At 72.0% G+C, this 24,588-nt stretch carries 22 protein-coding genes and 1 pseudogene; 11 read left to right on the forward strand and 12 right to left on the reverse strand.

Translation table 11 applies throughout. The features are described from left to right. Positions 1–8: 8 nt before the first annotated feature. A complete protein-coding gene (locus BMX74_RS34535) occupies positions 9–812 on the reverse strand; it encodes an SAM-dependent methyltransferase (protein WP_091104735.1) in 804 nt (267 codons plus the stop codon). A gap of 149 nt (positions 813–961) precedes the next feature. Here BMX74_RS34535 and BMX74_RS34540 point away from each other — a divergent pair, with 149 nt between their 5' ends. Then, complete coding sequence (locus BMX74_RS34540; protein ID WP_091104768.1) at positions 962–1,714, forward strand: helical backbone metal receptor; 753 nt, start codon at positions 962–964, stop codon at positions 1,712–1,714. Between the two features lies 1 nt (position 1,715). Here BMX74_RS34540 and BMX74_RS34545 read toward each other — a convergent pair whose 3' ends face one another. The 5 genes from BMX74_RS34545 to BMX74_RS34565 are packed head-to-tail and all read right to left on the reverse strand — an operon-like array spanning position 1,716 to position 6,894. Continuing rightward, positions 1,716–2,858 carry an ROK family transcriptional regulator gene (locus BMX74_RS34545; protein WP_055506912.1) on the reverse strand — a complete coding sequence of 381 codons (1,143 nt, stop codon included), beginning with the start codon at positions 2,856–2,858 and terminating at the stop codon, positions 1,716–1,718. A 3-nt stretch (positions 2,859–2,861) separates the two neighbouring features. Then, the gene (locus BMX74_RS34550) at positions 2,862–3,707 is read right to left on the reverse strand and encodes a carbohydrate ABC transporter permease (RefSeq protein WP_177227622.1); all 846 of its coding nucleotides are present in this window, start codon (positions 3,705–3,707) and stop codon (positions 2,862–2,864) included. Beyond that, the gene (locus tag BMX74_RS34555) at positions 3,694–4,611 is read right to left on the reverse strand and encodes a carbohydrate ABC transporter permease (protein ID WP_091104737.1); all 918 of its coding nucleotides are present in this window, start codon (positions 4,609–4,611) and stop codon (positions 3,694–3,696) included. Before BMX74_RS34555 ends, BMX74_RS34550 begins: the two co-directional genes overlap by 14 nt. Continuing rightward, positions 4,608–5,975: an ABC transporter substrate-binding protein gene (locus tag BMX74_RS34560; RefSeq protein ID WP_055506915.1), complete on the reverse strand. Its 1,368-nt coding sequence runs from the start codon at positions 5,973–5,975 to the stop codon at positions 4,608–4,610. Before BMX74_RS34560 ends, BMX74_RS34555 begins: the two co-directional genes overlap by 4 nt. A gap of 31 nt (positions 5,976–6,006) precedes the next feature. Then, entirely contained in the window at positions 6,007–6,894 is an 888-nt protein-coding gene (locus tag BMX74_RS34565; RefSeq protein WP_091104739.1) for a sugar phosphate isomerase/epimerase family protein, read from the reverse strand. A gap of 104 nt (positions 6,895–6,998) precedes the next feature. Between BMX74_RS34565 and BMX74_RS34570 the strand changes: the two genes are divergently transcribed. The 3 genes and pseudogenes from BMX74_RS34570 to BMX74_RS46765 form a co-directional block, all read left to right on the forward strand. Continuing rightward, complete coding sequence (locus BMX74_RS34570) at positions 6,999–8,039, forward strand: zinc-binding dehydrogenase (protein WP_256257448.1); 1,041 nt, start codon at positions 6,999–7,001, stop codon at positions 8,037–8,039. Between the two features lie 7 nt (positions 8,040–8,046). After that, positions 8,047–8,832, forward strand: a complete 786-nt coding sequence (locus BMX74_RS34575) for a sugar phosphate isomerase/epimerase family protein (protein WP_055506918.1) — start codon at positions 8,047–8,049, stop codon at positions 8,830–8,832. A gap of 26 nt (positions 8,833–8,858) precedes the next feature. Continuing rightward, positions 8,859–10,019, forward strand: a pseudogene (locus BMX74_RS46765) (MGH1-like glycoside hydrolase domain-containing protein); the annotation flags it as partial. 9 nt (positions 10,020–10,028) lie between these two features. Here BMX74_RS46765 and BMX74_RS34585 read toward each other — a convergent pair. Both BMX74_RS34585 and BMX74_RS34590 read right to left on the reverse strand, forming a co-directional pair. Continuing rightward, a complete protein-coding gene (locus tag BMX74_RS34585) occupies positions 10,029–11,231 on the reverse strand; it encodes an MDR/zinc-dependent alcohol dehydrogenase-like family protein (RefSeq protein ID WP_091104742.1) in 1,203 nt (400 codons plus the stop codon). Continuing rightward, on the reverse strand, positions 11,224–12,192 hold the full coding sequence (locus BMX74_RS34590; RefSeq protein ID WP_091104744.1) for a Gfo/Idh/MocA family protein: 969 nt from the start codon (positions 12,190–12,192) through the stop codon (positions 11,224–11,226). Before BMX74_RS34590 ends, BMX74_RS34585 begins: the two co-directional genes overlap by 8 nt. A gap of 129 nt (positions 12,193–12,321) precedes the next feature. Here BMX74_RS34590 and BMX74_RS34595 point away from each other — a divergent pair, with 129 nt between their 5' ends. Further along, the gene (locus BMX74_RS34595) at positions 12,322–13,281 is read left to right on the forward strand and encodes a glucosyl-3-phosphoglycerate synthase (RefSeq protein WP_091104746.1); all 960 of its coding nucleotides are present in this window, start codon (positions 12,322–12,324) and stop codon (positions 13,279–13,281) included. Further along, entirely contained in the window at positions 13,278–14,405 is a 1,128-nt protein-coding gene (locus BMX74_RS34600; protein ID WP_055506922.1) for a glycosyltransferase, read from the forward strand. The genes BMX74_RS34595 and BMX74_RS34600 overlap by 4 nt, the downstream gene beginning before the upstream one ends. Here the strand turns inward: BMX74_RS34600 and BMX74_RS34605 are convergent. Continuing rightward, positions 14,396–15,190, reverse strand: a complete 795-nt coding sequence (locus tag BMX74_RS34605) for a universal stress protein (RefSeq protein ID WP_055506923.1) — start codon at positions 15,188–15,190, stop codon at positions 14,396–14,398. The two genes, BMX74_RS34600 and BMX74_RS34605, sit on opposite strands and share 10 nt — an antisense overlap. A gap of 79 nt (positions 15,191–15,269) precedes the next feature. On the opposite strand from BMX74_RS34605, the gene BMX74_RS34610 reads away from it, so the two are divergent. Together BMX74_RS34610 and BMX74_RS34615 are read left to right on the forward strand one after the other, a co-directional pair. Then, the gene (locus tag BMX74_RS34610; RefSeq protein WP_055506924.1) at positions 15,270–15,578 is read left to right on the forward strand and encodes a hypothetical protein; all 309 of its coding nucleotides are present in this window, start codon (positions 15,270–15,272) and stop codon (positions 15,576–15,578) included. 92 nt (positions 15,579–15,670) lie between these two features. Next, positions 15,671–16,231, forward strand: a complete 561-nt coding sequence (locus BMX74_RS34615) for a phosphatase PAP2 family protein (protein ID WP_055506925.1) — start codon at positions 15,671–15,673, stop codon at positions 16,229–16,231. Here the strand turns inward: BMX74_RS34615 and pip are convergent. From pip to mscL, 3 genes are all read right to left on the reverse strand, one after another. Then, complete coding sequence (gene pip / locus BMX74_RS34620) at positions 16,185–17,156, reverse strand: prolyl aminopeptidase (protein WP_091104749.1); 972 nt, start codon at positions 17,154–17,156, stop codon at positions 16,185–16,187. The genes BMX74_RS34615 and pip overlap by 47 nt on opposite strands. 28 nt (positions 17,157–17,184) lie before the next feature. Further along, on the reverse strand, positions 17,185–17,787 hold the full coding sequence (locus BMX74_RS34625; RefSeq protein ID WP_236715026.1) for a hypothetical protein: 603 nt from the start codon (positions 17,785–17,787) through the stop codon (positions 17,185–17,187). A gap of 74 nt (positions 17,788–17,861) precedes the next feature. Further along, positions 17,862–18,290, reverse strand: coding sequence for a large conductance mechanosensitive channel protein MscL (mscL, locus tag BMX74_RS34630; RefSeq protein WP_055506928.1), 429 nt, complete (start codon positions 18,288–18,290; stop codon positions 17,862–17,864). Positions 18,291–18,487: 197 nt separating this feature from the next. Between mscL and glgX the strand changes: the two genes are divergently transcribed. Genes glgX through treZ form a run of 3 tightly spaced genes read left to right on the forward strand, consistent with a single transcriptional unit; the run spans position 18,488 to position 24,522 of the window. Continuing rightward, positions 18,488–20,581, forward strand: a complete 2,094-nt coding sequence (gene glgX / locus BMX74_RS34635; RefSeq protein WP_055506929.1) for a glycogen debranching protein GlgX — start codon at positions 18,488–18,490, stop codon at positions 20,579–20,581. Next, positions 20,574–22,820: a malto-oligosyltrehalose synthase gene (gene treY / locus BMX74_RS34640; RefSeq protein ID WP_055506930.1), complete on the forward strand. Its 2,247-nt coding sequence runs from the start codon at positions 20,574–20,576 to the stop codon at positions 22,818–22,820. The genes glgX and treY overlap by 8 nt, the downstream gene beginning before the upstream one ends. Continuing rightward, positions 22,810–24,522, forward strand: coding sequence for a malto-oligosyltrehalose trehalohydrolase (gene treZ, locus BMX74_RS34645; protein ID WP_091104750.1), 1,713 nt, complete (start codon positions 22,810–22,812; stop codon positions 24,520–24,522). The genes treY and treZ overlap by 11 nt, the downstream gene beginning before the upstream one ends. Positions 24,523–24,588 lie beyond the last annotated feature (66 nt).

Consider the following 24,588-nt stretch of genomic DNA (forward strand, 5'->3'; position numbering starts at 1 on the left):
CTTCCTGCCTAGTTCTTCCTGCCGACGCCGCACAGGATGAGCGACGACTCCGGGCGGTCGATGAAGTCGATCGTGTCGGCCTGGTCGGGACGCCATTCGGGCAGCCAGACCAGCCCGGGGGCGACCAGCTCGAACCCCTCGAACAGCTCGCGGATCCGGTCCCTGCCGCGCAGCGCCAGGGGCGAGGTGGAGCGCCTGTAGACCTCGGTGCCGCGGTCCACCGCCTCGGGACGGGCGTCGCTGGTGCCGTGCGACAGCACCAGGTAGCTGCCGGGCGCCATGGCCGCGCGCAGGGTGGCGATGATCTCGTCCGGCCGGTCCGACTCCTCGATGAAGTGCAGGATGGCGACGAGCAGGACGCCGACGGGACGGCTGAAGTCCAGCAGCCCCAGCACGTCCGGGTTCTTGAGTATCTCCTCGGGCCGGCGCAGGTCCCCCTCGATGACGGCGGTGTCGCCCCTGCCCGTCAGCAGCGCCCTGGCGTGCACCAGGACGACCGGGTCGCGGTCGACGTACACGACCTTGGAGCCCGGCGCGACCTCGCCGGCCACCTCGTGCACGTTGCCCTGGGTGGGCAGGCCGGTGCCGATGTCGAGGAACTGGGTGATGCCCTGGGCGGCGAGGAAGCGGACGGCCCTGCCGAGGAACGCCCGGTTGGCCCGCGCGGCGGCGCGCAGCTCGGGCGCCACTTCCAGGATCTTCTCGGCGGCGGCGCGGTCGGCGGGGAAGTGGTCCTTGCCACCGAGGTAGTAGTCGTAGAGCCGGGCCACGTTCGGGGTGTTGGGATCGAAATCCGGCGACTCTTGTTCCACCCGTGAATCCCCCGATCAAGAGGCTTAACGATCTTTATGGGCGATTCTACGGAGAGTTTCCGAGATCTGTGGGCCCAAATTCCGGGCATGTCGCCCGCCCGCGTCCACGGGGCGGGCCCTAGGCTGCCGTTGTGCCTGCCGACCCCATCATGACCGACGACACCGGGGCGCCGGTGCCGGTGCCCGAGACGGTGCGGCGCGTGGTGTCGCTGGTGCCGTCGCTGACCGAGTCGGTGGCCGCCACCGTGCCGGGCGCGCTCGTCGGCGCCACCGACTGGTGCACCCACCCGCACGACCTCGACGTCGCCAGGGTGCGCGGCACCAAGAACCCCGACCTCGACGCGGTCAGGCGGCTGCGGCCCGACGTCGTGCTCGCCAACGCCGAGGAGAACCGCGCCCCCGACATCGAGGCGCTGCGCGAGGCGGGCGTGCCGGTCTGGGTCACCAGGATCGAGACGCTGCGCCAGGCGTTCACCTCGCTCGACCGCCTGCTCCGCGTGGCCTGCCGCGCGCCCCGCCCGTCCTGGCTGGACGCCGCCGAGGCGGCCTGGCGCGAGCCCGAGACGGGCCCACGCAGGACGGCCGTCATCCCGATCTGGCGCCGCCCCTGGATGGTGGTCGGCCGCGACACCTTCACCGGCGACGTCCTGCGGCACCTCGGCATCGACAACCTCTACGCCTCGCACCCCGAGCGCTACCCGAAGATCCCCCTCGGCGAGCTGGCCGCGCGCCGCCCCGACCTCGTCGTGCTCCCCGACGAGCCGTACGCGTTCTCCGAGGACGACGGCCCCGAGTCGTTCCCCGGCCTGACCTGCGTGCCGGTCAGCGGACGCCTCCTCACCTGGTACGGCCCGTCGCTGGCCGCCGCGCGCGCCGAACTGGGGGAGCGGCTGGGCCGCTGAGTCAGCCGCCCGCCAGCGCCGCGTCCACCGCGCCGGGGGAGAGCACCTGCCGCGTGACCAGCACCGCCATGCCCACGACGCCCGCCCGGTCCCCTGCGGAGCCGGTGACGATCTCCAGGTTGCGGGTCGTGCAGGGGAGGCTGAGCCGGTGGACGCTCTCCCTGATGCCCGTCAGGTAGTGCTCCCGCGTCTCCGCCATGTCGCCCGCCAGCACGAGCACGCCCGGGTTGAGCAGGCTGACGGCCGTCGCGAGGACGACGCCCAGGGCGCGGCCCGCCTCCCGCGTGAGCGCGATCGCGGCCGGGTCGCCCGCCCGCACCAGGCGGACGACGTCCCTGCTGCCCGGCACGCCCAGCTGGCCGGCCAGCGCACTGCCGCTCGCCAGTGAGGCGACGCAGCCGCGCGAGCCGCAGGTGCACACGCGGCCTTCACCCTCGCCCAGCCGGACGTGGCCGAGGTCGCCGGCCGCCGCCTCCGCCCCCCGGTAGACCCGGCCGTCGAGCAGGATGCCGGTGCCGATGCCGGTCGAGACCTTGACGAGGACGAGGGAGGACGTGGACCGCCAGGACGTCCACCACTCGCCCACGGCCATCGCGTCGGCGTCGTTCTCCACCAGGATCGGCACGTCGTACGCGGCGCCGAGGACCTGGCGCACCGGGTGACCGTCCCAGCCGGGCATGAGGAACGACCTGGTCACGCGGCCGGTGTCCGGGTCGACGGAGCCGGGGACGTCCACGCCCACGCCGCACACCTCGGCCCCGGACCGCCCGCTCGCGGCGAGCAGCCGCCCGAACGCCTCCGTCACCCACGTCAGCACCGCCTGCGGCCCCCGGTCGATGCGCAGCTCCGCGTGCTCCTCGGCCAGCGGCCTGGCCGCCAGGTCGGTCAGCGCCACGCGGGCGTGCCCGGCCCCGAGGTCGGCCACCAGCAGGAGCCGGTTGCCGGCGGCCACCTCCAGCACGGCCGGGGGCCGCCCGCCTCCCGACGCCCCGACGCCGTGCTCGCGCACGTACCCGGCCCCGATGAGCCGGTCCAGCCGCTCGGTGACGGTGGACCGGCTCAGGCCGGTGCGCTCCATGAGCTCCTTGCGGGTGCGGCAGGAGCCGTCGCGGATGAGCTGGAGCACCTGGCCCGCCGTCAGCATCGGTCACCCCTTCTCCGCTCCGGCCGTGAGCCCCTCGGTCAGCAGCCGCTCGCCGACGAAGAACACGATCACGATGGGCAGCGTCAGCACCACCGAGCCCGCCATGAGCACGGTCGTCGGCACCTCGATGCTGCCCGCGAGCTGCGACAGCCCGAGGGAGACCGTCCAGCTCTCCCGCTTCTCCACCAGGAAGAGGAGGGCGAACAGGAACTCGTTCCAGGCGATCATGAAGGCGTACAGGCCGGTCGCCATCAGGGCGGGCCTGGACAGCGGCAGCACCACCCGCCAGATGGTCGCCAGCCGCGAGCAGCCGTCGATCGCCGCCGCCTCCTCCACGCTGCGCGGCACCGTCTCGAAGTAGTTGCGCAGCATGTACACGGTGACGGGCACGGTCTGCGCGATGTACACGAGGACGAGGCCGACCAGCGACCCGCGCAGCCCCATCATGGTGAACAGCACGAACAGCGGGATGGCCAGCACGATCGCCGGGAACAGGTACACCGCGAGGAACAGGAAGTGCACCTGCCGTCGCCCGAAGAAGCGCAGCCGCGCCACCGCGTACGCGCCGGGGATCGAGACGAGCAGCGTGATCGCGACCGTCGAGACGGCCACGACCGCGCTGTTGCGCATGAACGTCAGGAAGCCCTGCCTGGTGAGGACGTCCGCGTACGTGTCGAGGGTGAAGGCGCGCGGCCACAGCGACCCCGGATCCATGATCAGTTCCTGGATGTCGCGGACCGACAGCGTCACCATGTACAGGAACGGGAACGCGGTGGCCAGGAACAGCAGCGCGATCACCACCGGCCTGAGCACCCGGAACAGCGCGCGTTCGAACCTATCCCTGGTCACGCTCGCCCCCTCCGAAGAACCTCAGGTACACCGCGAGGAACACCACCAGCACCAGCGCGAGCACGAGCGCCTGCGCGGCGGACGCGCCGAGGTCGTCGCGCGCCGTCAGGAAGGTGTAGACCCTGATGCTCACCACCTCCGTCCCCGCGCCGCCCCCGGTCAGCAGGTAGACGTCGTCGAACTTGGTGAACGTGAAGACGAACCGCAGCACCGCGAGCAGCGCGATGACCCGCCACAGCTGCGGCAGGATCACGTGGCGGAAGCGCTGGGTCGGGGTGGCGCCGTCCACGACCGCGGCCTCCTCCAGGTCGGCCGGCATCGCCTGGAGCCTGGCCAGGATGAACAGGAACGCGAACGGGAAGTAGCGCCACGCCTCGAACGCGATCACCGTCAGCAGCGCCACCGGCACCCGCAGGCCCAGGAACTCGCCCTGCGCCTGGGTGAGGAACGCGATCGGCTCGCGCAGCCAGGTGTTGACGATGCCGTACTGGGGGTTGAGCATCGTCTCCCACAGGAACGTCACGGCCACCACCGGCGCCACGTACGGGATCAGGATCGAGGCCCTGACCAGGATGCGCCCCCTGAACCTGTCGCGCAGCGCGAGCGCCGCCACCAGCCCGAGCGCGATCGACAGGGCGGTGCCCGCGACGGTGTAGACGAGCGTGTTGAGCAGCGCCGACCAGAAGCCGGGCTCCGACAGCACGTACGCGAAGTTGTCCAGCGTGTAGTGGCCGAAGATCCCGACCTGGCGGATGTTGATCAGGCGGGCGTCCTGGAAGGCCAGCATGACCGCCCACAGCAGCGGCGCCACCACGACGACCAGCGTGATGACCAGGGTCGGCGAGATGAGCGCCAGGCCGGCACGCCCCTCCTGCTCCCGCAGCGTGCGGGTGGCCGCGCTCACTGCCTGATCCCGCGCTTGATGGTCTCGACGTCGGCCTTCGCCTGCGCGGCGGCCGCCCGCGGCGTGAGCGTGCCCTCGACGACGGCGCTCAGCGCCTTCGGCACGGGCAGCTCGCCCATGGTCGCGCCGACCAGCCTGCCCTGCCCCTGCGGGATGCCCCAGCGGGCGAACGTGCCCGGGCTCTCGCGCAGCGCCTTCAGCACGGCGGCCGGGTAGATGTCGGCCAGCGGCTTCTTGACGTCGACCCCGGCGGGCAGCTTCTCCCAGGTGTCCTCGAAGCCCTTGCGGGTGGGGAACTTGCCCTCGGGCGCCATGCCGATCCACCGGGCGTAGCCCTCGCCCATCATGTACGTGACGAACGCGGCGGCGGAGTCCCTGGCCGCGTCCCGGGTGATCGCCCAGGAGACGATCTCGCCGTACTGCGCGGGCGCCGCCGCGTCGGGCCCCTTCAGCGCCGTGACCACGCCGGTGTTCCTGGCCAGCCAGCCCGGGTCCTTCCTGCACTCCTCGCAGCTCGGCAGCGCGTCCTTGCGCAGCCCCGCCAGCTCGTCGAGGATGAACGACGACCAGATCGTCATGGCCGCCCTGCCGGAGAAGTACGTCGCCCGGGTGGAGTCGACGTCCTGCTTGCCCTTCACCGAGTAGTCCCTGGCGAGCCTGCCGTAGAAGTCGAAGGCCCGTACGCACTGCGGCGAGTCGAGCGTGACCCGGCCGGAGCCGTCCACGAGCTGGCAGCCGTCGGCGAGGGCGACGTGCTCGAAGCTCTGCGCGGTGAAGGTGTCCTTGGGCGCGACGGCCAGCGTGATCCCGGCCGTTCCGCCGGTGCTGAGCTTCGCGGCGGCGGCCTGCAGCCGCTCGTAGGTGTCGGGCGGCGCGAGCCCCGCCCGCTCGAACAGGTCCTTGCGGTACAGCACGAGCTGCGCCCACCCGTCGCTCGGCACGGCGAGGAGCCTGCCGCCGGAGCTGTCGAGCTCCAGCGCGCGCGGCGCGAACGAGTCCCTGCCGAGCCGGTCCACCACCTTGCCGGGGGTCTCGGTGTCGAGCAGGTCGCCCGCCTCCAGCTCCCTGACGGAGGCCAGCGGCAGCGCGCCGATGACGTCGGGCAGGTCGCCCGCGGCGGCGGCCGCGGTGATGGTCTGGCTGAACTGGTCCTCGGCCACGCCGACGAGCTTCACCTGGATGCCGGTCCTCCTGGTGAAGTCGGCGGCGATCCGGCGCTGCACCGCCATCCGGTCCTCGAGGTTCTCCTCGGTCCAGACCGTGATCTGCTTGGCGTCCGGCTGTTTCCCGCCTCCTCCGCAGGCCGCGAGCGTCGCGGCGGCCAGCACGGCGACGGAGAGGACGGCGCTCACCTTTCTCGGCATGCCACGCTCCTCTGCTTGGGGATACCGCCCTTTACCCCCGGACGAGGTGCCGCAACGTTCCGTGAGCGATACGGAGCCCCTCCCGCACCTTCGCCGTGGTGCCGCTCCACACCGGGTCCTCGTGCTCGACCGACACGACGCCGGTGTAGCCGCCCTCGTGCAGGGCGTCGATCACCCGCGTCCAGTCCACGCGGCCGAGGCCGGGCACGCGGAACCGGTACCAGCCCTTCTCGCCGCTGATCGGCCCGTAGAAGCCGGTCCTGTCGATCCTGCCCGGCAGGATCTCGGTGTCCTTGGCCTGGACGTGCGCGATGTCACCGACGTGGGGACGCAGCGCGGCGACCGGGTCGATCCCGAGCGCGACCAGGTGCGACGGGTCGTAGTTGAGCTTGAGCCCGAGCGTGAACATCCACTCCCACAGCTCGGGGGAGTAGGCGAGGTTGCCCGGGTAGCCGTCGGGGTGCCAGCTCCTCATCACGCAGTTCTCGATGACGATCGCGACGCCGTGCGCGCGGGCGTGCTCGACCAGCGGGCCGAAGACGTCGGCGGCCTTCTTCAGGTTGTCGCGCACGGTGAGACCGGGGTCGCGGCCGACGAACGTGCCGACCGTGGGGCAGCCGAGCGCCGCCGCCGCCTCCACGCACCGGCGTACGTGCGCGTTCACCCGCGGGCCGTGCTCCGGGTGCAGGTTGTTCTCGTAGTACGCGATGGAGGAAAGCGCGAGCCCGGTACGGGTAAAGACGCCGCGCACCCGCTCCAGCTCGGCGTCGTCGAAACGATCTACGCGAATGTGACTTCGCTCATCGGAGGACGGCCATCCGGCGACTTCCAGCGCCTCGAAACCCTGGTCGGCGGCCCACTCCGCGACGTCGGTAAGGTCGCTTTCCGCGAGACACGCGGTCAGAAAACCCAATTTCATCGGTCACCTCCGGCAGAAGTCGTAGACTCACGAGTGTTACCTCCGCAACTATCATGCGTAAACAACCTCCAAATCTTTCACTTTTGCGTGATCGAAATACATAAGTGTCGTGGGGAATGCGCGTCATCACTTTTGAAGAGCCGGGCCGCGTCAGCGTGAACCCGGAGCCGCCCGCCGAACTCGTCCCCGGCTCCGTGCGGATCCGCACCCTCTACTCCGGGGTGTCCGCGGGCACCGAGCTCACCGCCTACCGTGGCACCAACCCTTATCTCACCCGCAGGTGGGACACCGAGCGCCGGCTCTTCGTCGACGGTCGCACCCACGCCTACCCGCTCGCCGGCTGGGGCTACCAGGAGGTCGGCGAGGTCGTCGAGGCCGCGGGCGACGTGTCCGACCCGCCGGTCGGCAGCCTCGTCTGGGGCATCTGGGGGCACCGCGCCGAGGCCGTCGTGCCCGCCGAGAAGGTCGCCGGGCACCTGCTGCCCCCGGGCGCCGACCCGCTCCCCGGCGTCTTCGCCCGGGTCGGCGCGATCGCGCTCAACGCCGTCCACGCCGCCGACGTGCACCTCGGCGACCAGCTCGCCGTCTTCGGGCAGGGCGTCATCGGCCTGCTCGCCACCCGCCTGGCCGTGCTGAACGGCGCCAGGGTCGTCGCCGCCGACGCCATCCCCGCCCGGCTCGAACTCGCCAGGCGCTACGGCGCCGCCGAGACGTTCGACGTGCGCACCGGCTCCGTCGCCGAGTTCATGCGCAAGCGCGTCGAGGGCGCCGACACCGCCATCGAGCTCAGCGGCAGCCATCACGGCCTGCACGAGGCCATCAGGACCGTCCGCAAGGGCGGCAGGGTCGTCGCCGCCGGCTTCTACCAGGGCGAGGGCGCCGGGCTGCGGCTCGGCGAGGAGTTCCACCACAACCAGGTGCAGCTGATCTCCTCCCAGATCGGCGGCGTCGCCTCCTGGCTCGCCCACCGCTGGGACGTCGAACGTCTCCAGCGCACCTTCATGGACCTCGTCCACGCGGGCCGGGTCGAGGTCGCGCCCCTCGTCACCCACGTCGTCCCCGCCGAGGAGGCCGCCGCGGCCTTCGACCTGCTCGACAAGCACCAGTCCGAGGTGCTCCAGCTCGCCTTCCGATTCGAGGAGTGACAGACCCGTGAAGCTCGCCGTACAGGAGCAGCTCGTCCCCGGCCGCACCCTGCAGGAGAAGTTCGCGTTCGCCGTCGAGGCCGGGTTCGACGCCATCGAGCTGCGCGGCAAGGGCGACTTCCACTTCGCGGGACGCCTGACCGAGCTCAAGCGGGCGCTGGCCGACGGCGTCGTGATGCCCACGGTCTGCGTGGACATGCCGCACTTCATCGGCGACTTCGACCCGGCCAGGCGCAAGGACGCGATCCAGCAGCTCAGGTCGCAGCTGACGGTGATCGGCGAGCTGGGCGGCATCGGCGTGATGACGCCCGCCTCCTGGGGCCAGTTCTCGCGCAGGCTCCCGCCGTTCGAGCCGCCGCGCAGCCCCCACGAGGACCGCGAGGTGCTGGCGGAGGCGCTCGGCGTCCTCGGCGAGCACGCGCAGCGCAACGGCGTCCTCATCATGCTGGAGCCCCTCAACCGGTACGAGAACCACATGGTCAACACGCTGGCCGAGGCCGTCTCGTACTGCTCCATGGACTCCGTCAGGGTCGTCGGCGACACGTACCACATGAACATCGAGGAGGACGACCCCTGCCGCGCGCTGGCCGACGCGGCGCCCTACCTCGCGCACATGCAGATCAGCGAGTCCAACAGGAACCAGCCGGGCACCGGCCACATCGACTGGCCCGCGCAGCTCGCCACGCTCGCCGCGATCGGCTTCGACGGCTACCTCGCGCTGGAGTGCCGCCTGCGCGGCGAGCCCGAGATCGTCCTCCCCCAGACCGCCGCCTTCATCAGGAAGTTCTTGTGATAACCCACGACGCGGTGCGCGTCCTCGTGGCCAACTGGGACGGCACCTACACGGTCCCCTCGCGCCGTCTTTACCCACACCAGTGGAGCTGGGACTCCGCGTTCATCGCGATCGGCAACGCGCGCTGGTCGCCGCGGCGGGCCAGGACCGAGCTCCTCACCCTGTTCGGCGCCCAGTGGCAGGACGGCAGGGTGCCGCACATCGTGTTCAACCCGGCGGTGCCCGAGGGCGCGTACTTCCCCGGGCCGCGCTTCTGGGGGGTGCGCGCGCCGTCGGGCGTGGCGACGTCCGGCATCGTGCAGCCGCCGGTCCACGCGCTGGCCGCCTGGAAGATCCACCAGGCCGAGCCGGACGTGGCGTTCCTGCGCAGGATCTACCCGCGGCTGGTGGCGCAGCAGCGGTTCCTGCGCGGGGAGCGGCGCTCGCCCGAGGGGCTGATCTCGATCGTCCACCCGTGGGAGTCCGGCATGGACAACAGCCCCGCGTGGGACCTGCCGCTGCAGGCGGTGGAGGCCACCGGGTCGGCCGGAGGCATCGGGGCGGTCAGGCGCGACCTCGGCCACGTCAGCGCCGCCGAGCGGCCCACCGACCGCGACTACGAGCGCTACGTCGCGCTCGCCGCCGCCTACCGCGACTCCGGCTACCGCGACCCCGGCTCGTTCCAGGTCGAGGACCCTCTGTTCAACGCCGCGTACGGGGTGGCCGAGTCGGTGCTGGCCGAGATCGCCCGGGTCTGCGGGCACGACCCCGAGCCGCACGAGCGCGAGGCCGTGCGCGTCACCGCCGCCATGGTCGAGCACCTCTACGACGACGGCCTGTTCCACGCCCGGGACGTGCGCACCGGCTGCCTGATCCGCTCCAGCAGCGCGGCGGGCCTCACCCCGCTCCTGCTGCCCGGCCTCCCGCGCGAGATCGTCAACACGCTGGTCGGCACCGCTCTCGACCGTTTCGGGCTGAAGGACGGCGTGCTGCCGAGCTACTCGCCCGCCGCGCCGGGGTTCGAGCCGGGCCGCTACTGGCGCGGCCCCAAGTGGATCAACCTGAGCTGGCTGGTCTGGCAGGGCCTGCGGGAACGCCGCCCCGACCTGGCGGCGCCGCTGGCCGACGGCATGATCGCCGCGGTGGGCGCCTCGGGCTTTCGCGAGTACTTCGACCCGATCACCCTGGACGGCCACGGCAGCCGCGACTTCAGCTGGTCAGCGGCTCTCATCGTCGACGTCGTGGCGGAGCACGCTGGAGGAATCGTGGCGGAGCACGGCCTGGAGGGTGTGCCTGCGGCGGGCCGCCAGGTCGGCGAGCAGGCGGGGCGCGTCGGCGAAATCGGCGACGTCGGTGACGAGGTGCTCGCGTAGCAGGCTCCCGCGCTCCCTGAGCAGCGCGATCGTCTCGTACGACAGGCGCTCCCTGTCCCAGGCGTGCGCGAGGCCGCGCGGCACCCTGCCGATCTGGGCGCACCGCAGCGACAGCCCGTTGTGGTGGAACTCCTCGCCGAGCCGCACCTCCCGCGCGCCCTCGGTGTAGAAGGCCAGGTCGATCAGGGTGCCCTGGGGGCGGAGCAGCCTGAGCCCGAGCGCCAGCGCCCTGGTCCTGCCGCGGCACTGGAAGACCACGTCGGCGCCGCGGTCGTCCTGGCCGTGCCGCCAGCGGCGCTTCAGCTCCACCGCCGGGTCCTCCCCGGCGGGCTGCCCGCCCGCACCCAGGTCCCCCGCGTCGAGTTCCCCCGCGCCGAGTCCTCCTGCGCCGAGTCCTCCTGCGCCGAGTCCTCCTGCGCCGAGCGCCGCCGCGACCTCCAGCCTGGACGGCGTCTCGTCCACGACCACGACCTCCGCCGCGCCGCGCGCCAGCGCGAACGACGCCGTCACCAGCCCCACGACGCCCGCGCCGACCACGGCGACGCGGCGCCCGCGCACCCCGTCGCCCAGGTCCCGCACGGCCGCGCCGTGCAGGTCGGCCGCCGCGTGCAGCAGGCCGTTGGCGCAGATGGGGCCCATGTGGGCGACGTACACGCCGAGCAGCGGGTCGAGGTCGTCCGGCAGCTCGACGAAGCGGTCCTTCAGCGGGTCGGCGACGTACTCGGTGCGGTGGCCGTAGGTCATGGCGACGCGCGCGCCCACCCGCACGGCCCGCGTACGCGTCTCGACCACCTCGCCGACCTGCATGTACCCGATGCCCCGCACCGGGTAGTCCACGGAGGTCGTGCCGGGGAGGAACAGGCCGAGCGCCGGGTCCCAGGAGGCGCCGAGGTACGGGTTGTCGCCCTTGACGTAGGTCAGCTCGGTCCCGGCCGACACGCCGCTGTAGGCCGTGACGACGCGGAAGCCGCCCTCGGGCACGTCGGGCGTCTTCTCCTCGGCGAGGCTCACCCGGCCCGGCGCGTCGATGCTGAGCACCTCACCCATGGAGCACCTCGCCGCCCACCCGGATCGGCCGGCCCTCGGCCGCCGACCGGGACAGCGCCAGCGCCAGGCGGTGCGTGCGCAGCGCCTCCGCGTACGGCGCCCGCACGTCGCCGCCCCTGCCCCGTACCGCGTCCACGAAGGCTCGGTCCACCAGGGTCTTGGCGGTGCCCGGGTCCTCGACGACCTGCTCGCCGTCGACGAGCAGGCGGGTCTCGCTGAGGTCGAGCGCGATGCCGTCGGCGCACACCTCCAGCCCGGCCCGGTGCTTGCGGTGGAGCAGGCAGGAGGCGGCCAGCACGCCGGTGGCGCCGCCCGCGAAGCGCAATACGGCGGCCGTGGCGCGGTCCACCTCGCCGGGCACCGGGTTCCCCGCGGCCACGGCGTGGACCGTCTCGACCTCGCCGACGAGCACCCTGGCCAGGTCGAGGACGTGCACGGCCTGCTCGACGACCTGGCCGCCGGACCGCGCCGGGTCGAGCCACCAGGGCACGGGGGGCACCTTGTCGAGCCAGTGGCCCATGGCCAGGCGCACCGGGCGGCCGTCGAGCAGGTCCTGCGCCCGGTCGAGGATCTCCAGGTGGCGCCAGTGGTGCCCGACGGCCGACGGCAGGCCTCTGCGTTCGATCTCGGCGGCGACGGCCTCGGCCGTCGCGAGGTCCAGCGCGAGCGGCTTCTCCACGAAGATCGGCAGGTCGGCGGAGAGCGCGTCCAGTTCGGGGGCGCCGTGCGCGAACGGCGGCACGCAGACGTACACGGCGTCGAGGCCGCCGGCGGCGAGCAGGGCCTCGTGCCCGCCGTAGGCGGGGCAGCCGTGCCGGGCGGCCAGTTCCCCGGCCCTGCGCGGGTCGGTGTCGGCGATCCCCGCGATCACGACGTCGGGGAAACCGGACAGGACGGTCGCGTGACGGGCGGCGACGTTACCCGCGCCGATGATGCCGATACGGGTTAAAGGGGGCGTCATTCGGGACACAGCCCCGCATCTGCCACAACGCGCCGACGTCAAACAAAGATGTTCAAACTCCCAAGAGCCGGGCAGGGTGCCGTGATCTCATAGATCGGGGCTGACTGCATGGAGACGGATCTGCGAGCCATGGCCAGACTTCAGGAAGGCCCGCACTCGAGCACCGCGGCCGAGTGGCCGGTCGACGCCCTCATGCGTGCCAAGGACACCACCACGGTGAGCGTCGTCCTCCCCGCCAGGGACGAGGAGAGCACCGTGGGCGACATCGTCACCACGATCCGCCGCGATCTCGTCGAGCGGGTGCCGCTCGTGGACGAGATCCTCGTCGTCGACTCCAACTCCACCGACGCCACGGCGGAGCGGGCCCGCGCGGCCGGGGCCCGCGTGGTCGCGCAGAACGCCGTGCTCCCGCACCTCCCCCCGCTGACCGGCAAGGGCGAGGCGCTGTGGAAGGGGCTGGCCGCCTCCACCGGCGACATCGTCGTCTTCGTGGACGCGGACCTGCGCGACTTCCGCTCCCACTTCGTGACGGGACTGGCCGGGCCCCTCCTGGCCGACGCCGACGTCTGCTTCGTCAAGGCCGCGTACGAGCGGCCCTACGTCGGCGAGGACGGCGTGCCGCGCCCGGCCGCGGGCGGCAGGGTCACCGAGCTGGTGGCCAGGCCGCTGCTCAACATGTTCTGGCCCGAGCTGGCCGGGTTCGCCCAGCCCCTGGGCGGCGAGTACGCGGCCCGCCGCGAGGTGCTCGAACAGGTGCCCTTCGTCACCGAGTACGGCGTCGAGTTCGGCCTGCTCGTGGACCTGCTGGAGCTCGTGGGGCTCGACGCGATGGCCCAGGTGGACCTCGGCCGCCGCACCCACACCCACCAGTCCGTCGCCGCGCTCGGCAGGATGGCCGGGCAGATCATGCACACCGCCTGGTCGCGGCTGGAACGCCAGGGCCGCGTCCTGTCGTCGGAGCCGCCCGCTGGCACCCTTCTCCAGTTCGGGACCGACGGCGCCGGCCTCGCCGACATCACCGTGGCGGAACGGCCGCCGCTCGCCTCCCTCGTGAGCGGGCGGGAGCTGGCGCGGCGGGACGTCGCATGAAGGTCCTCGTCAACAGCGGGCCCTGGCTGGCGGTCCCGCCGCCCGGCTACGGCGGCATCGAGAACGTCGTGGCCACCCTGATCCCGGCGCTGCGCGAGCGCGGCGTGGAGGTGGTCCTCGCCTCGGTCGGGTCGAGCGCCGTGGAGGTGGACGAGCTGCTCGCCGTCTACGACGACGGCATGTTCGCCGAGCTGCAGAAGCCGTACAACCAGGTGACGGGCGTCGCGCACGCCCACCAGGCGCGGGTGGCGGCGGAACTGCGCGCCCGCGACGACATCGACCTCGTCCACGACCACGTCGAGGTGGTGGGGCCGGCCGTGCTGGCGGCGCTGGACGGCCCGCCGGTGCTGCACACCCTGCACTGGGACCTGCGCAAGCACCCCGCGTTCTACGGGGCGTTCCCGCGCTCCATCGCGGTCAACGGCGTCTCGCGGTCGCAGCTCGCGCGCGCGCCGGAGGCGCTGCGGGCCGCGTCGCTCGGGGCCGTCCACCTCGCCACCCCGCTGGCCGCCGGCCCGCCGCCGCGCCTCCGGCGGGACGAGCACGTCGTCGTCATGGGCCGCGTCTGCGCGCTGAAGGGGCAGCACGTCGCGGCCCGGCTCTGCCAGAAGCTCGGCCTGCCGCTGGTGCTGGCGGGGCCGGTCTGCGGCAGGAACACCCCGGCCGAGCTGGACGCCGTGGCCCAGGACCCGTACCACCCGCTCAGCAGCCACCCCGACGTGCGCTACCACCTCGACCAGGTGGCCCCCTACCTCGACGGCGACCTCACCCGCTGGGTCGGCGGGGTGGAGGGGGAGGAGCGCGACAGGCTCTACGCCTCCGCCCGCGCCGCCCTCTTCCCCATCCAGTGGGACGAACCGGGCGGCACGGCCGTCGTCGAGGCACTGGCCCTGGGGGTGCCGCCGGTCGGCCTGCGCCGCGGCTGCCTGCCCGAGCTGATCGACCACGGCCGCACGGGCTTCCTCGCCGACACCGAGGAGGAGCTGGCGGAGTGGCTGCCGCGGGCCGGCGAGATCGACCCGGAGGAGTGCCGCGCGGAGGCCCGCCGCCGCTTCTCCCCGTCGGTGATGGCCGAGCGCTACCTCGACCTGTACGGACGCGTGCTGGCCGCCCGTCAGGCGTAGCCGCGGGGGAGCACCGCGACGGGCCGGGACGAGGCCCGCAGCACCTTCATGGCCAGCTCGCCGAGGAACACCCGGTGCGGCTGGGCGTCCTCGCCGGCGGCGCAGACGAGCAGCTCGCCCGGCAGCCATTCGAGGGCGTCCATGGCGGCGGCCACGTCGTGCCCCTCGCTCACCTCGGCCTCCGCCTCGATGCCGGTGCTCTCCCAGGCCAGCCGCACGGCCAGCGCCAGGTCGTCGCTGAGCTTGCCCCTGTCCTCGGTGCGCAGGTCGAGCGTGACGAGCCGCAGCGGCACGCCGAGCCGCAGCGCCGCCTGCGCCACCCGTTCGACCGCCTCGTCGCACTGCGGCCGGTGCACGTACGCGAGGGAGAGCCTGCTCGGGGCGTCCTGCGGCCGGTGCCCGCTGGGCGCGACCATCACGGCCTCGGGCGACAGGTGCAGCAGGTGGTCGGCGGTGGAGCCGAGCGCGATGCGGCCGTGCGGCCCGCCGGCCGCCGACCCGACCACGATCAGGTCGGCCCTGATCCTGCTGGCCAGCACGCCGAGCCCCCGCCCGACGCCCCTGCTCTCGAACGAGATGAACTCCGCGTACGCGTCGCCCAGGTCCTCGGCCGCGTGGGCGAGGTTCGCCTGCGCCTCCACCGCCAGCCCGGGGCTCCCGGGAGGGTAGATCGACGCCACCGTCAGCTCGCCTCCGGTCACCCGCGTGATCGCGGCGCCGAGGGCGAGGGCGTCACGCCCCCCTGAGTCGCTGACATATCCGACGATCACGTGCTCTCCGATCACGACACCCCTCTTACCCGCTCTGAACAGGGAATACGCGACATGTCCGGGAACGTTCTAAACCAGTGGAGGCGCAAAAACCGTGAAGATCACCCTTGACACCCGATTCAATGGATCGCTCGGCCCCGTCACCCTTCGCGAAGCCGTTCAGCAGCTCAAAGCGCACGACCTCGCCTGCAGCGTGACCCCCGAGACCCTCGAGGAGAAGGCCACCATCTTCAAGCTCTGCGTCGAGCGCGGGTTCACCCCGCTCCGCAGCGAGATCATGGCCGCCTACTACGTCGCCGAGCGCGACGCCACGCTGGACGCGTTCGACCGCGGGCTCATCACCGACGGCGAGCGCGAGCAGAAGCAGCTCGAACTCACCCGCCAGATCCTCTCTGCCCGCTGATCCGCCTTTTCGGCGATCTTTTTCGGGGTTTCGGCCGGATGGCCGAGGCGGCCGGCGCTGATCGTTCGTAAAGTCGTGTCCACTACCCGTTCATGGATTGGACACGTGTGTACCGCGACATCGTCGACTTCGCCCTCGCCACCCCCGGATGGCTGCACACCTTCGCCGAGGTGGGCACCGACGCCGGGCTGTTCATCTTCGCGGCGCTGTTCGTGCTGTGCTGGTGGCGGGCCTGGAACGCCCCCGCGCGGGACCTCGCGATCGCCATCGCCGGTCCCGCCGGGATCGTGGGGGCGTACCTCGTGAGCGAGATCGCCAAGGTGTTCATCAGGGAGGAGCGGCCCTGCCGCGGCATCACCACGATCGCGGTGTGCCCGCCGGCCGGCGACTGGTCGTTCCCCAGCAACCACTCGGTGATCGCCGCCGGCGCGGCGGCCACGCTCGTCCTGGCCTGGCGCGCCCTGGCCTGGGTGGTGCTGCCGCTCGCCGCGCTGATGGCGTTCTCGCGCGTGTTCGTGGGCGTGCACTACCCGCACGACGTGGCCGGCGGCTTCCTCCTCGGCCTGGTGCTCGCCCCGCTGTTCACGCTGGTGCTCGTCGGAGCCGTCACGCCCGTGGTGCGGCTCGCCCGAACGCGTCTGTCGCCGCGATGAGCCTGTCGAGGATGCCGGGCTCGCTGTAGGCGTGCCCGGCGTCGTCCACCACGTGGAACTCCGCCTCCGGCCAGGCCCGGTGCAGGTCCCAGGCCGTGGACATCGGGGTGCACGCGTCGTAGCGGCCCTGCACGATCACCGCGGGGATGTGCCTGATCCGGTGCACCTCCCTGATGAGCTGCTCCGGCTCGAACCACCCGCCGTGCGTGAAGTAGTGGTTCTCGATCCTGGCGAACGCCACCGCCCTGCGGTCCTCGCCGAACTCCTCCACCAGCGACGGGTCGGGCCGCAGCGTGATCGTGCCGCCCTCCCACCGCGCCCACGCCTTGGCCGCGGCCACCCGCGCCGCGTCGTCGTCGCCCTCCAGCCGCTTGCGGAACGCGCCCATCAGGTCGTCGCGCTCCTCCGGCGGGATCGGCGCCACGTAGCTCTCCCACAGGTCGGGGAACAGGTGGGAGGCGCCCTCCTGGTAGAACCAGCGCAGCTCGGAGGGGCGCAGCGTGAAGATGCCGCGCAGCACCAGCTCCGTCGTCCTCTCCGGGTGCGTCTGGGCGTACGCGAGGGCCAGCGCGCTGCCCCAGGAACCGCCGAACACCTGCCACCGGTCGACGCCCAGGTGCTCGCGCAGCCGCTCCATGTCGGCCACCAGCCGCCAGGTGGTGTTGGCCGCCAGCGACGTGGCCGGGTCGCTCGCGTGCGGCAGGCTGCGCCCGCAGTTGCGCTGGTCGAACAGGACGATCCGGTAGATCTCGGGGTCCCACTGCCGGCGGTGCTTGGCGTTGCACCCGCTCCCCGGCCCTCCGTGCAGCATCACGGCGGGCTTGCCCTCCGGGTTGCCGCAGACTTCCCAGTAGATCCGGTTGCCATCGCCGACATCGAGCATGCCCGACTCGTACGGCTCGATCGGCGGGTACAGCGTTCTCATGCCCCCTGATCCTGCCACGCGCCCGCGGTCAGGCCCTGCGCCAGGAGTGGCGGGCCAGGAAGGAGCGGTCGCCGGTGGCGTACTCGTGGAAGGCCCGCCGCACCTCCTCCAGCTCCGGCACCGCGGTCGCCGACAGCTCCGACTCCTTGTACTCCAGCTCGTAGCCCCCTCCGCCGTCAGAGGAGACGTCAGGGGAGACCTGGATGAAGTGGCGGCCGAACACCACCAGAGCGACGAACGGGTTCTGCGGCGACATGGTGGCCAGCACGTCGTGCACCAGGCCCAGGTCGGGATCGTGGACGATCATGCCGTCGCCGGTGTGGAGCTGCATGCCCTCGTACGCGCCGAGCGGGCCGACGTTGTGCACCAGGTCGCGCTGCGGGTCGTAGCAGACCAGGCCGTGCTCTCTGGCGACCGCGTACACCCGGGCGGACATCTCGTCCATGGTGTCGAGGTCCATCGTCACCAGGACGTGCCCCGGGTACACCGTGACCTCGCCCGGCAACTCCTTGGCGACCTCCGGCACCGGCCCGTGCGCGGGCTCGGTCTTCTTCACCGCCAGATATGCCGCACGCGCCTGGTCCCGGCTGATCGGCACCGGCTCGTCCCAGACCATCAACTCAACGCTCACTGGTCCATCTTGTCGAATCATCGCCAGGTTCGTACGTGGCTACCAGCAAGAATCCGCAAACCTACCGCATCGGCCTACGCCGTCGGGCGCGGCTTCTCCGACTCCGGCACCAGCCGTGCCGTGCAGTGCGCGCACCGCCGCGCCTCGGCGGGGATCTCCGACAGGCACTCCGGGCACTGCTTCGTCGTGGCGGCCCGGTCGCGCTCGAACAGGTGGACGAGCCGCTGCACCGGCACGACGATCAGCCAGTACACGACCGCGGCGATGACGAGGAAGCTGATCAGGTGGTTGACGAAGTCGCCGTACCTGAACTGGCTGCCGTTGACGGTGAAGGAGTAGTCGGCGAAGTCCGGCTTCCTGCCGCCCGTGACGGCCCCGATCAGCGGCGTGATCAGGTCGGCCACGAGCGCCTGCACCAGCCCGCTGAACGTGGCGCCGACGATGACCGCCACGGCGAGGTCGACGATGTTGCCCCGGAGTAAGAACTTCTTGAATCCGCCCATGGGAGCGGCACATTGCCGGGCGCGGCCGGTTGAAACCCCAGGCCGAGGGCCGCGGCGTCCTGGCAGGTCAGCGGGCCGACGCGAGTAACCGCCCGGCCCCCGTGGAAGGAAAGGTGCGTGATCAGCCGCCCGGCGCGCCGGGCTTGTCGGCGAGACCGGGGGAACGGAACATGGGGAGAGACCGCAAGGGAGCCTCGATGATCGAGATCTGGCCGGGAGACCCCTACCCCCTCGGGGCGACCTACGACGGCGCGGGCACCAACTTCTCCCTCTACACCGAGGCGGCGGAGAAGGTGGAGCTGTGCCTGTTCGACGACGACAACGCCGAGTCGCGGGTGCCGCTGACCGAGGTCGACGGGTTCATCTGGCACGGCTACCTGCCGGGCATCGGCCCCGGCCAGCGGTACGGCTACCGCGTCCACGGCCCGTACGACCCGGCGCGCGGGCTGCGCTGCAACCCCGGCAAGCTGCTGCTCGACCCGTACGCGATGGCCATCGAAGGCGACGTGACCTGGCACGAGGCCGTGTACGGCTACCGCTTCGGCCAGCCCGACAGCCGCAACGACCTCGACTCCGCCCCGTACGTGCCGCGCTCCGTCGTCATCAACCCGTTCTTCGGGTGGGGCCACGACCGGCCGCCCGCGACGCCGTACCACGACACCGTGATCTACGAGGCGCACGTGCGCGGCCTGACCACGAGTCACCCGAAGATCCCCGAGCACCTGCGCGGCACGTACGCCGCCCTCGGCCACCCCGAGATCCTCGACCACCTGACCAAGCTCGGCGTGACCGCGCTGGAGCTGATGCCGGTGCACCAGTTCGTCACCGAGCACGTCCTGGAGCAGCGCGGCCTCGCCAACTACTGGGGCTACAACTCGATCGGCTTCTTCGCCCCGCACAACCGCTACTCCAGCCAGGGGCAGCGCGGCGGCCAGGTGCTGGAGTTCAAGGCCATGGTGCGGGCGCTGCACGAGGCCGGCATCGAGGTGATCCTCGACGTCGTCTACAACCACACGGCCGAGGGCAACCACCTGGGCCCCACGCTGAGCTTCAAGGGCATCGACAACGTCGACTACTACCGGCTCGTCGAGAACGACAGGCGCTACTACGTCGACACCACCGGCACCGGCAACAGCCTGCTCATGCGCTCGCCACACGTCCTGCAGATGATCATGGACTCGCTCCGGTACTGGGTCCTGGAGATGCACGTCGACGGGTTCCGCTTCGACCTCGCCTCCACCCTCGCCAGGGAGCTGCACGAGGTGGACCGGCTGAGCGCGTTCTTCGACCTCGTGCAGCAGGACCCCGTCCTGTCGCAGGTCAAGCTCATCGCCGAGCCCTGGGACATCGGCCCCGGCGGCTACCAGGTGGGCAACTTCCCCTCCCGCTGGACCGAGTGGAACGGCCGCTACCGCGACACCATCCGCGACCTGTGGCGCGGCCAGCCCGCCACGCTGCCCGAGTTCGGGTCGCGCTTCACCGGCTCCAGCGACCTCTACCAGGACGACACCCGCCGCCCCGCCGCGTCGATCAACTTCGTCACCTGCCACGACGGCTTCACCCTGCAGGACCTCGTCTCGTACAACGACAAGCACAACGAGGCCAACAAGGAGGGCAACCGCGACGGCACCGACGACAACCGGTCGTGGAACTGCGGCGAGGAGGGCCCGGCGGGGCTCGCCGTCGAGTCGCTGCGCGAGCAGCAGAAACGCAACTTCCTCACCACCCTGTTCCTCTCCCAGGGCGTGCCGATGCTGTCGCACGGCGACGAGCTGGGCCGCACCCAGAAGGGCAACAACAACGGCTACTGCCAGGACAACGAGCTGACCTGGGTCGACTGGTCCGACGTCAGGGAGAACTGGCTGCTGCTGGAGTTCACCCAGAGCCTCGCGGCGCTGCGCAAGAAGCACCCCGTGTTCCGCCGCAGGAGGTTCTTCTACGGCAAGCCCGTCCGCGGGCTGAGCGACATCGCCTGGCTCACCCCGTCCGGCGAGGAGATGACCGACGGCGACTGGAACGTCGGCTACGCCAAGTCGCTCGCCGTGTTCCTCAACGGCGACGCCATCACAGAGCCCGACCGGCGCGGCCGCCCCATCAGGGACGACTCGTTCCTCCTGCTGTTCAACGCCCACCACGACACCATCGAGTTCACGATCCCGAAGGACTACGGAGAGATGTGGCACACGGAGATCGACACCGCCATGCCCATCAGGCTCGACTCGCGCATGTGCCGAGCGGGCGAGGCGGTGGCCGTGCCCGGCCGCAGCGTGCGGGTGCTGCGCCGTGTCTAGACCCGTCTCGACCTACCGCCTCCAGCTGACCCCCGACCTCGGCTTCGCCCAGGTCGCGGAGCTCGCCCCCTACCTGCGCGACCTCGGCGTCACCCACGTCTACCTGTCGCCGGTCCTCCAGGCCGTGCCCGGGTCGCGGCACGGCTACGACGTCACCGACCACTCCCGCATCCGCGAGGAGTTCGGCGGCGCCGCCGGGTTCCGCGAGATGGCGGAGCGGCTCGCCGCCCACGACCTCGGCGTCGTCGTGGACATCGTGCCCAACCACATGAACACGGTGAACGACAGGTTCTGGTCCGTGCTCAAGGACGGCCCCGCCTCGCCGTACGCCGCCTGGTTCGACATCCACTGGGTGGACGGCGAGGTCGCGCTGCCCGTGCTCGGCGACGACGTCAAGCCCGTGGTGGACGGCGACGTGCTGCGCTACCACGAGCACACCTTCCCGTACCCCGGCCACTACCGGCTGGTCGACTGGCGCGAAGGGCCCGGGTACCGGCGCTTCTTCGACGTGTCCACCCTGATCGGGCTGCGCGTCGAGGACCCCGCCGTGCTCTTCGCCACCCACGAGGTGATCTTCTGGCTGCTCGACGAGGGACTCGTCGACGGCTTGCGCGTCGACCACCCCGACGGGCTGGCCGACCCGCGCGGCTACCTGCGGCGGCTGCGCGAGCGCACCGGCGGGGCCTGGACCGTCGTCGAGAAGATCCTCATCGGCGACGAGCGGCTGCCCGCCGACTGGCCCTGCGACGGCACCACCGGCTACGAGGTGCTCAACCGCGTCACCGGGCTGTTCGTCGACCCCTCGGGCGCCGAGCCGCTGGTCGAGCTGTTCACCGAGATGACCGGCAGGACCGAGGGCTACCCCGCCGTCGTGGCGCGGGCCAAACGAGACGTGCTCGACCTGTTCTTCCGCGCCGAGGTGAACCGCCTCGCCGCCGCCGCCTCCTGCCCGCCCGAAGCCGTCGCCGAACTGCTCGCCGCCATGCCCGTCTACCGGGCGTACGTGGTGCCGGGCGAGCCGCCGCCCCCCGAGTCCGTCGAGATCGTCGAACGCGCCGCCGCCTCCTGCCCGCCCCACCTCCAGCCCGCCGTCCAGTCCCTCGTCCAGCAGGTCCTGTACGGCCCGCCCGAGATCGTCACCCGCTTCCAGCAGGCGTGCGGCCCCGTCATGGCGAAGGGCGTCGAGGACACCGCGCTCTACCGGTGGTACCCGCTGGCCTGCCTCAACGAGGTCGGCGGCGAGCCCGACCGGTTCGGCCTCACCCCCGACGAGTTCCACGCGTACTGCGCGCTGATGCGCCCCCACACCATGACCACGCTGTCCACCCACGACACCAAACGCTCCGAGGACGTCAGGGCGCGGCTCGCCGTCCTGTCCGAGATGCCCCGCGAATGGGCCGTCACCGTCAAGGAATGGTCGGCCGCCCTCAGCTTCGACCCCGACCTCGACTACCTCGCCTGGCAGAACCTCATGGCCGCCTGGCCCATCTCCGCCGAGCGGTTCGCCGACCACCTGCTCAAGGCCGCCCGCGAGGCCAAGACCGCCATCTCCTGGGTCGACCCCGACCCCGGCTACGAGCGGCGGCTGCGCGAGTTCGCCCACGCCGCCGTGCGGCTGCCCGTCGGCGAGTTCACCGGGCGGATCGACCCGTTCGCGATGTCCAACTCGCTCGGCGCCAAGCTCGTCCAGCTCATGATGCCCGGCGTCCCCGACGTCTACCAGGGCAACGAGACCACCGACTTCTCGCTCGTCGACCCCGACAACCGGCGGCCCGTGACCTACCCGAGGACCCCCGAGACATCCTGGGACGCCGCCAAGCTCCTCGTCACCGGGCAGGCGCTGCGGCTGCGCCGCAGGCTCGGGGGAGGGGGCGCCCACCTGCCGCTGCGGGCCGAGGGCGAGGCGGCGGAGCACGCCGTCGCCTTCGCCAGAGGCTCCGCCGACACGCCGGAACGGCCCCGCGCCGTCGCCGTCGCCACCCGGCTGCCCGTCCGCCTCGCCCGCAGAGCCCTCGTCCGCACCGCCGCGGCGCCCCTCGGGGACGGTGTCGGGGGCGGGGCCGTCGCGGAGCCCGATCCCGCCGAGGACATGCGGCTCGGATGGGGCGCCACCACGCTGACCCTGCCCCACGGCCGCTGGCGCGACCTGCTCACCGGGACCGTCCACACCGGACGCGTCCCCCTCGGACACCTGCTCGGCCGCTATCCCGTCGCACTCCTGGAGAGACATGATCTTTGAGGTCTGGGCGCCGAAGGCCACGGCTGTGGAGATCGAGGTCCTGGGCGGACGCCGCCCCATGTCGCCCCGCGCCGGCGGCTGGTGGGAAGCCGACGTGCCGGACGCCGTCCACGGCACCCGCTACGGGTACGTCATCGACGGCGACGGCCCCTACCCCGACCCGAGATCCAGACGCCAGCCCGACGGCGTCTTCGGAGCGAGCGCCGTCTACGACCACGACCACTACACCTGGTCCGACCACGCCTGGACCGGCCGCGACCTGCGCGGAGCCGTCATCTACGAGCTGCACGTCGGCACCTTCACCGGGCCCGGCACGTTCACCGCCGCCATCGAGAAGCTCCAGCACCTCACCGACCTCTGCGTCGACCTCGTCGAGATCATGCCGGTCGCCCCCGTCCCCGGCGGCCGCAACTGGGGCTACGACGGGGTGGACCTGTACGCCGTCAACGAGACGTACGGCGGGCCCGACGGGCTCAAATCCTTCGTCGACGCCTGCCACCGCGCCGGCATCGGCGTCATCCTCGACGTCGTCTACAACCACCTCGGCCCGTCCGGCAACTTCCTGCGGCCCTTCGGCCCCTACTTCGGCGGGTTCGAGGGCAGCTTCTGGGGCGAGGCCGTCAACCTCGACGGGCCCGGCTCCGACGAGGTGCGCCGCTACTTCATCGACAACGCCATGCAGTGGCTGCGCGACTACCACATCGACGGCCTGCGCCTCGACGCCGTCCACGCCCTGCACGACAAGCGCGCCACCCACCTGCTGGCCGAACTGTCCGAAGAGGTCGACGCGCTCGCCTGCACCCTCGGCCGGCCCCTGACCCTCATCGCCGAGTCCGACCTCAACGACCCGCGCATGGTCCGCCCCCTCGAAGCCGGCGGCCTCGGCATGACCGCCCAGTGGAACGACGACGTCCACCACGCGCTCCACTGCGCCGTCAGCGGCGAGAGCCACGGCTACTACGCAGACTTCGCCGGCCTGCCCGCCCTGGCCAAGGTGCTGACGTCCGGCGTGCTGCACGACGGCTCCTACTCCAGCTTCCGCGAACGCGGCCACGGCCGGCCCTACACCGGCGTCCCCGGCCACCGGCTCGTCGCCTGCCTGCAGAACCACGACCAGATCGGCAACCGGCCCGGCGGCGACCGCCTGCCCGCCGCCGCGCTCAGGATCGGCGCCGGACTGCTGCTGACCTCGCCGTTCACCCCCATGCTGTTCATGGGCGAGGAATGGGCGGCCGGCACCCCGTTCCTGTTCTTCTCCGACCACGTCGAAGCCCACCTGCGCGACAGCGAAGGCGACCGCAGGGAACGCGAGTTCGAGGGCTTCGGCTACGCCTGGGAGGCGCCCGACCCGTCCGACGAGGAGAGCTTCCTGCGCTCCAAGCTCGACTGGACCGAGCTCAAGGAGGAAGAGCACTGGTCGATGCTCTCCTGGTACCGCGACCTCGTCGCGCTGCGCAAGGCACTGCCCGAACTGTCCGACCCGCGGCTCGACCGGGTACGCGTCGACACCGACCCGGACGGGCGATGGCTGGTGATGTGGCGCGGCCCGTACGCGGTGTCGGCCAACTTCAGCTCGCGACCGGTGACCGTCCCGGTGCCCGTGCACACCGTCCTCCTGGCCTCGGACACCCCCCTCCCCTCGAACCCCTCGACCCTCCGCCTGGCCCCCCAATCCCTCACCATCACCCGCACACCCCACTGAAGCCCCCACCGGTCACCACCCCCACCGCCAATCAACCCACCCACCCACCCACCCAGCCACCCACCC

Source organism: Nonomuraea pusilla, assembly GCF_900109355.1.
Classification (GTDB): Bacteria; Actinomycetota; Actinomycetes; order Streptosporangiales; family Streptosporangiaceae; genus Nonomuraea; species Nonomuraea pusilla.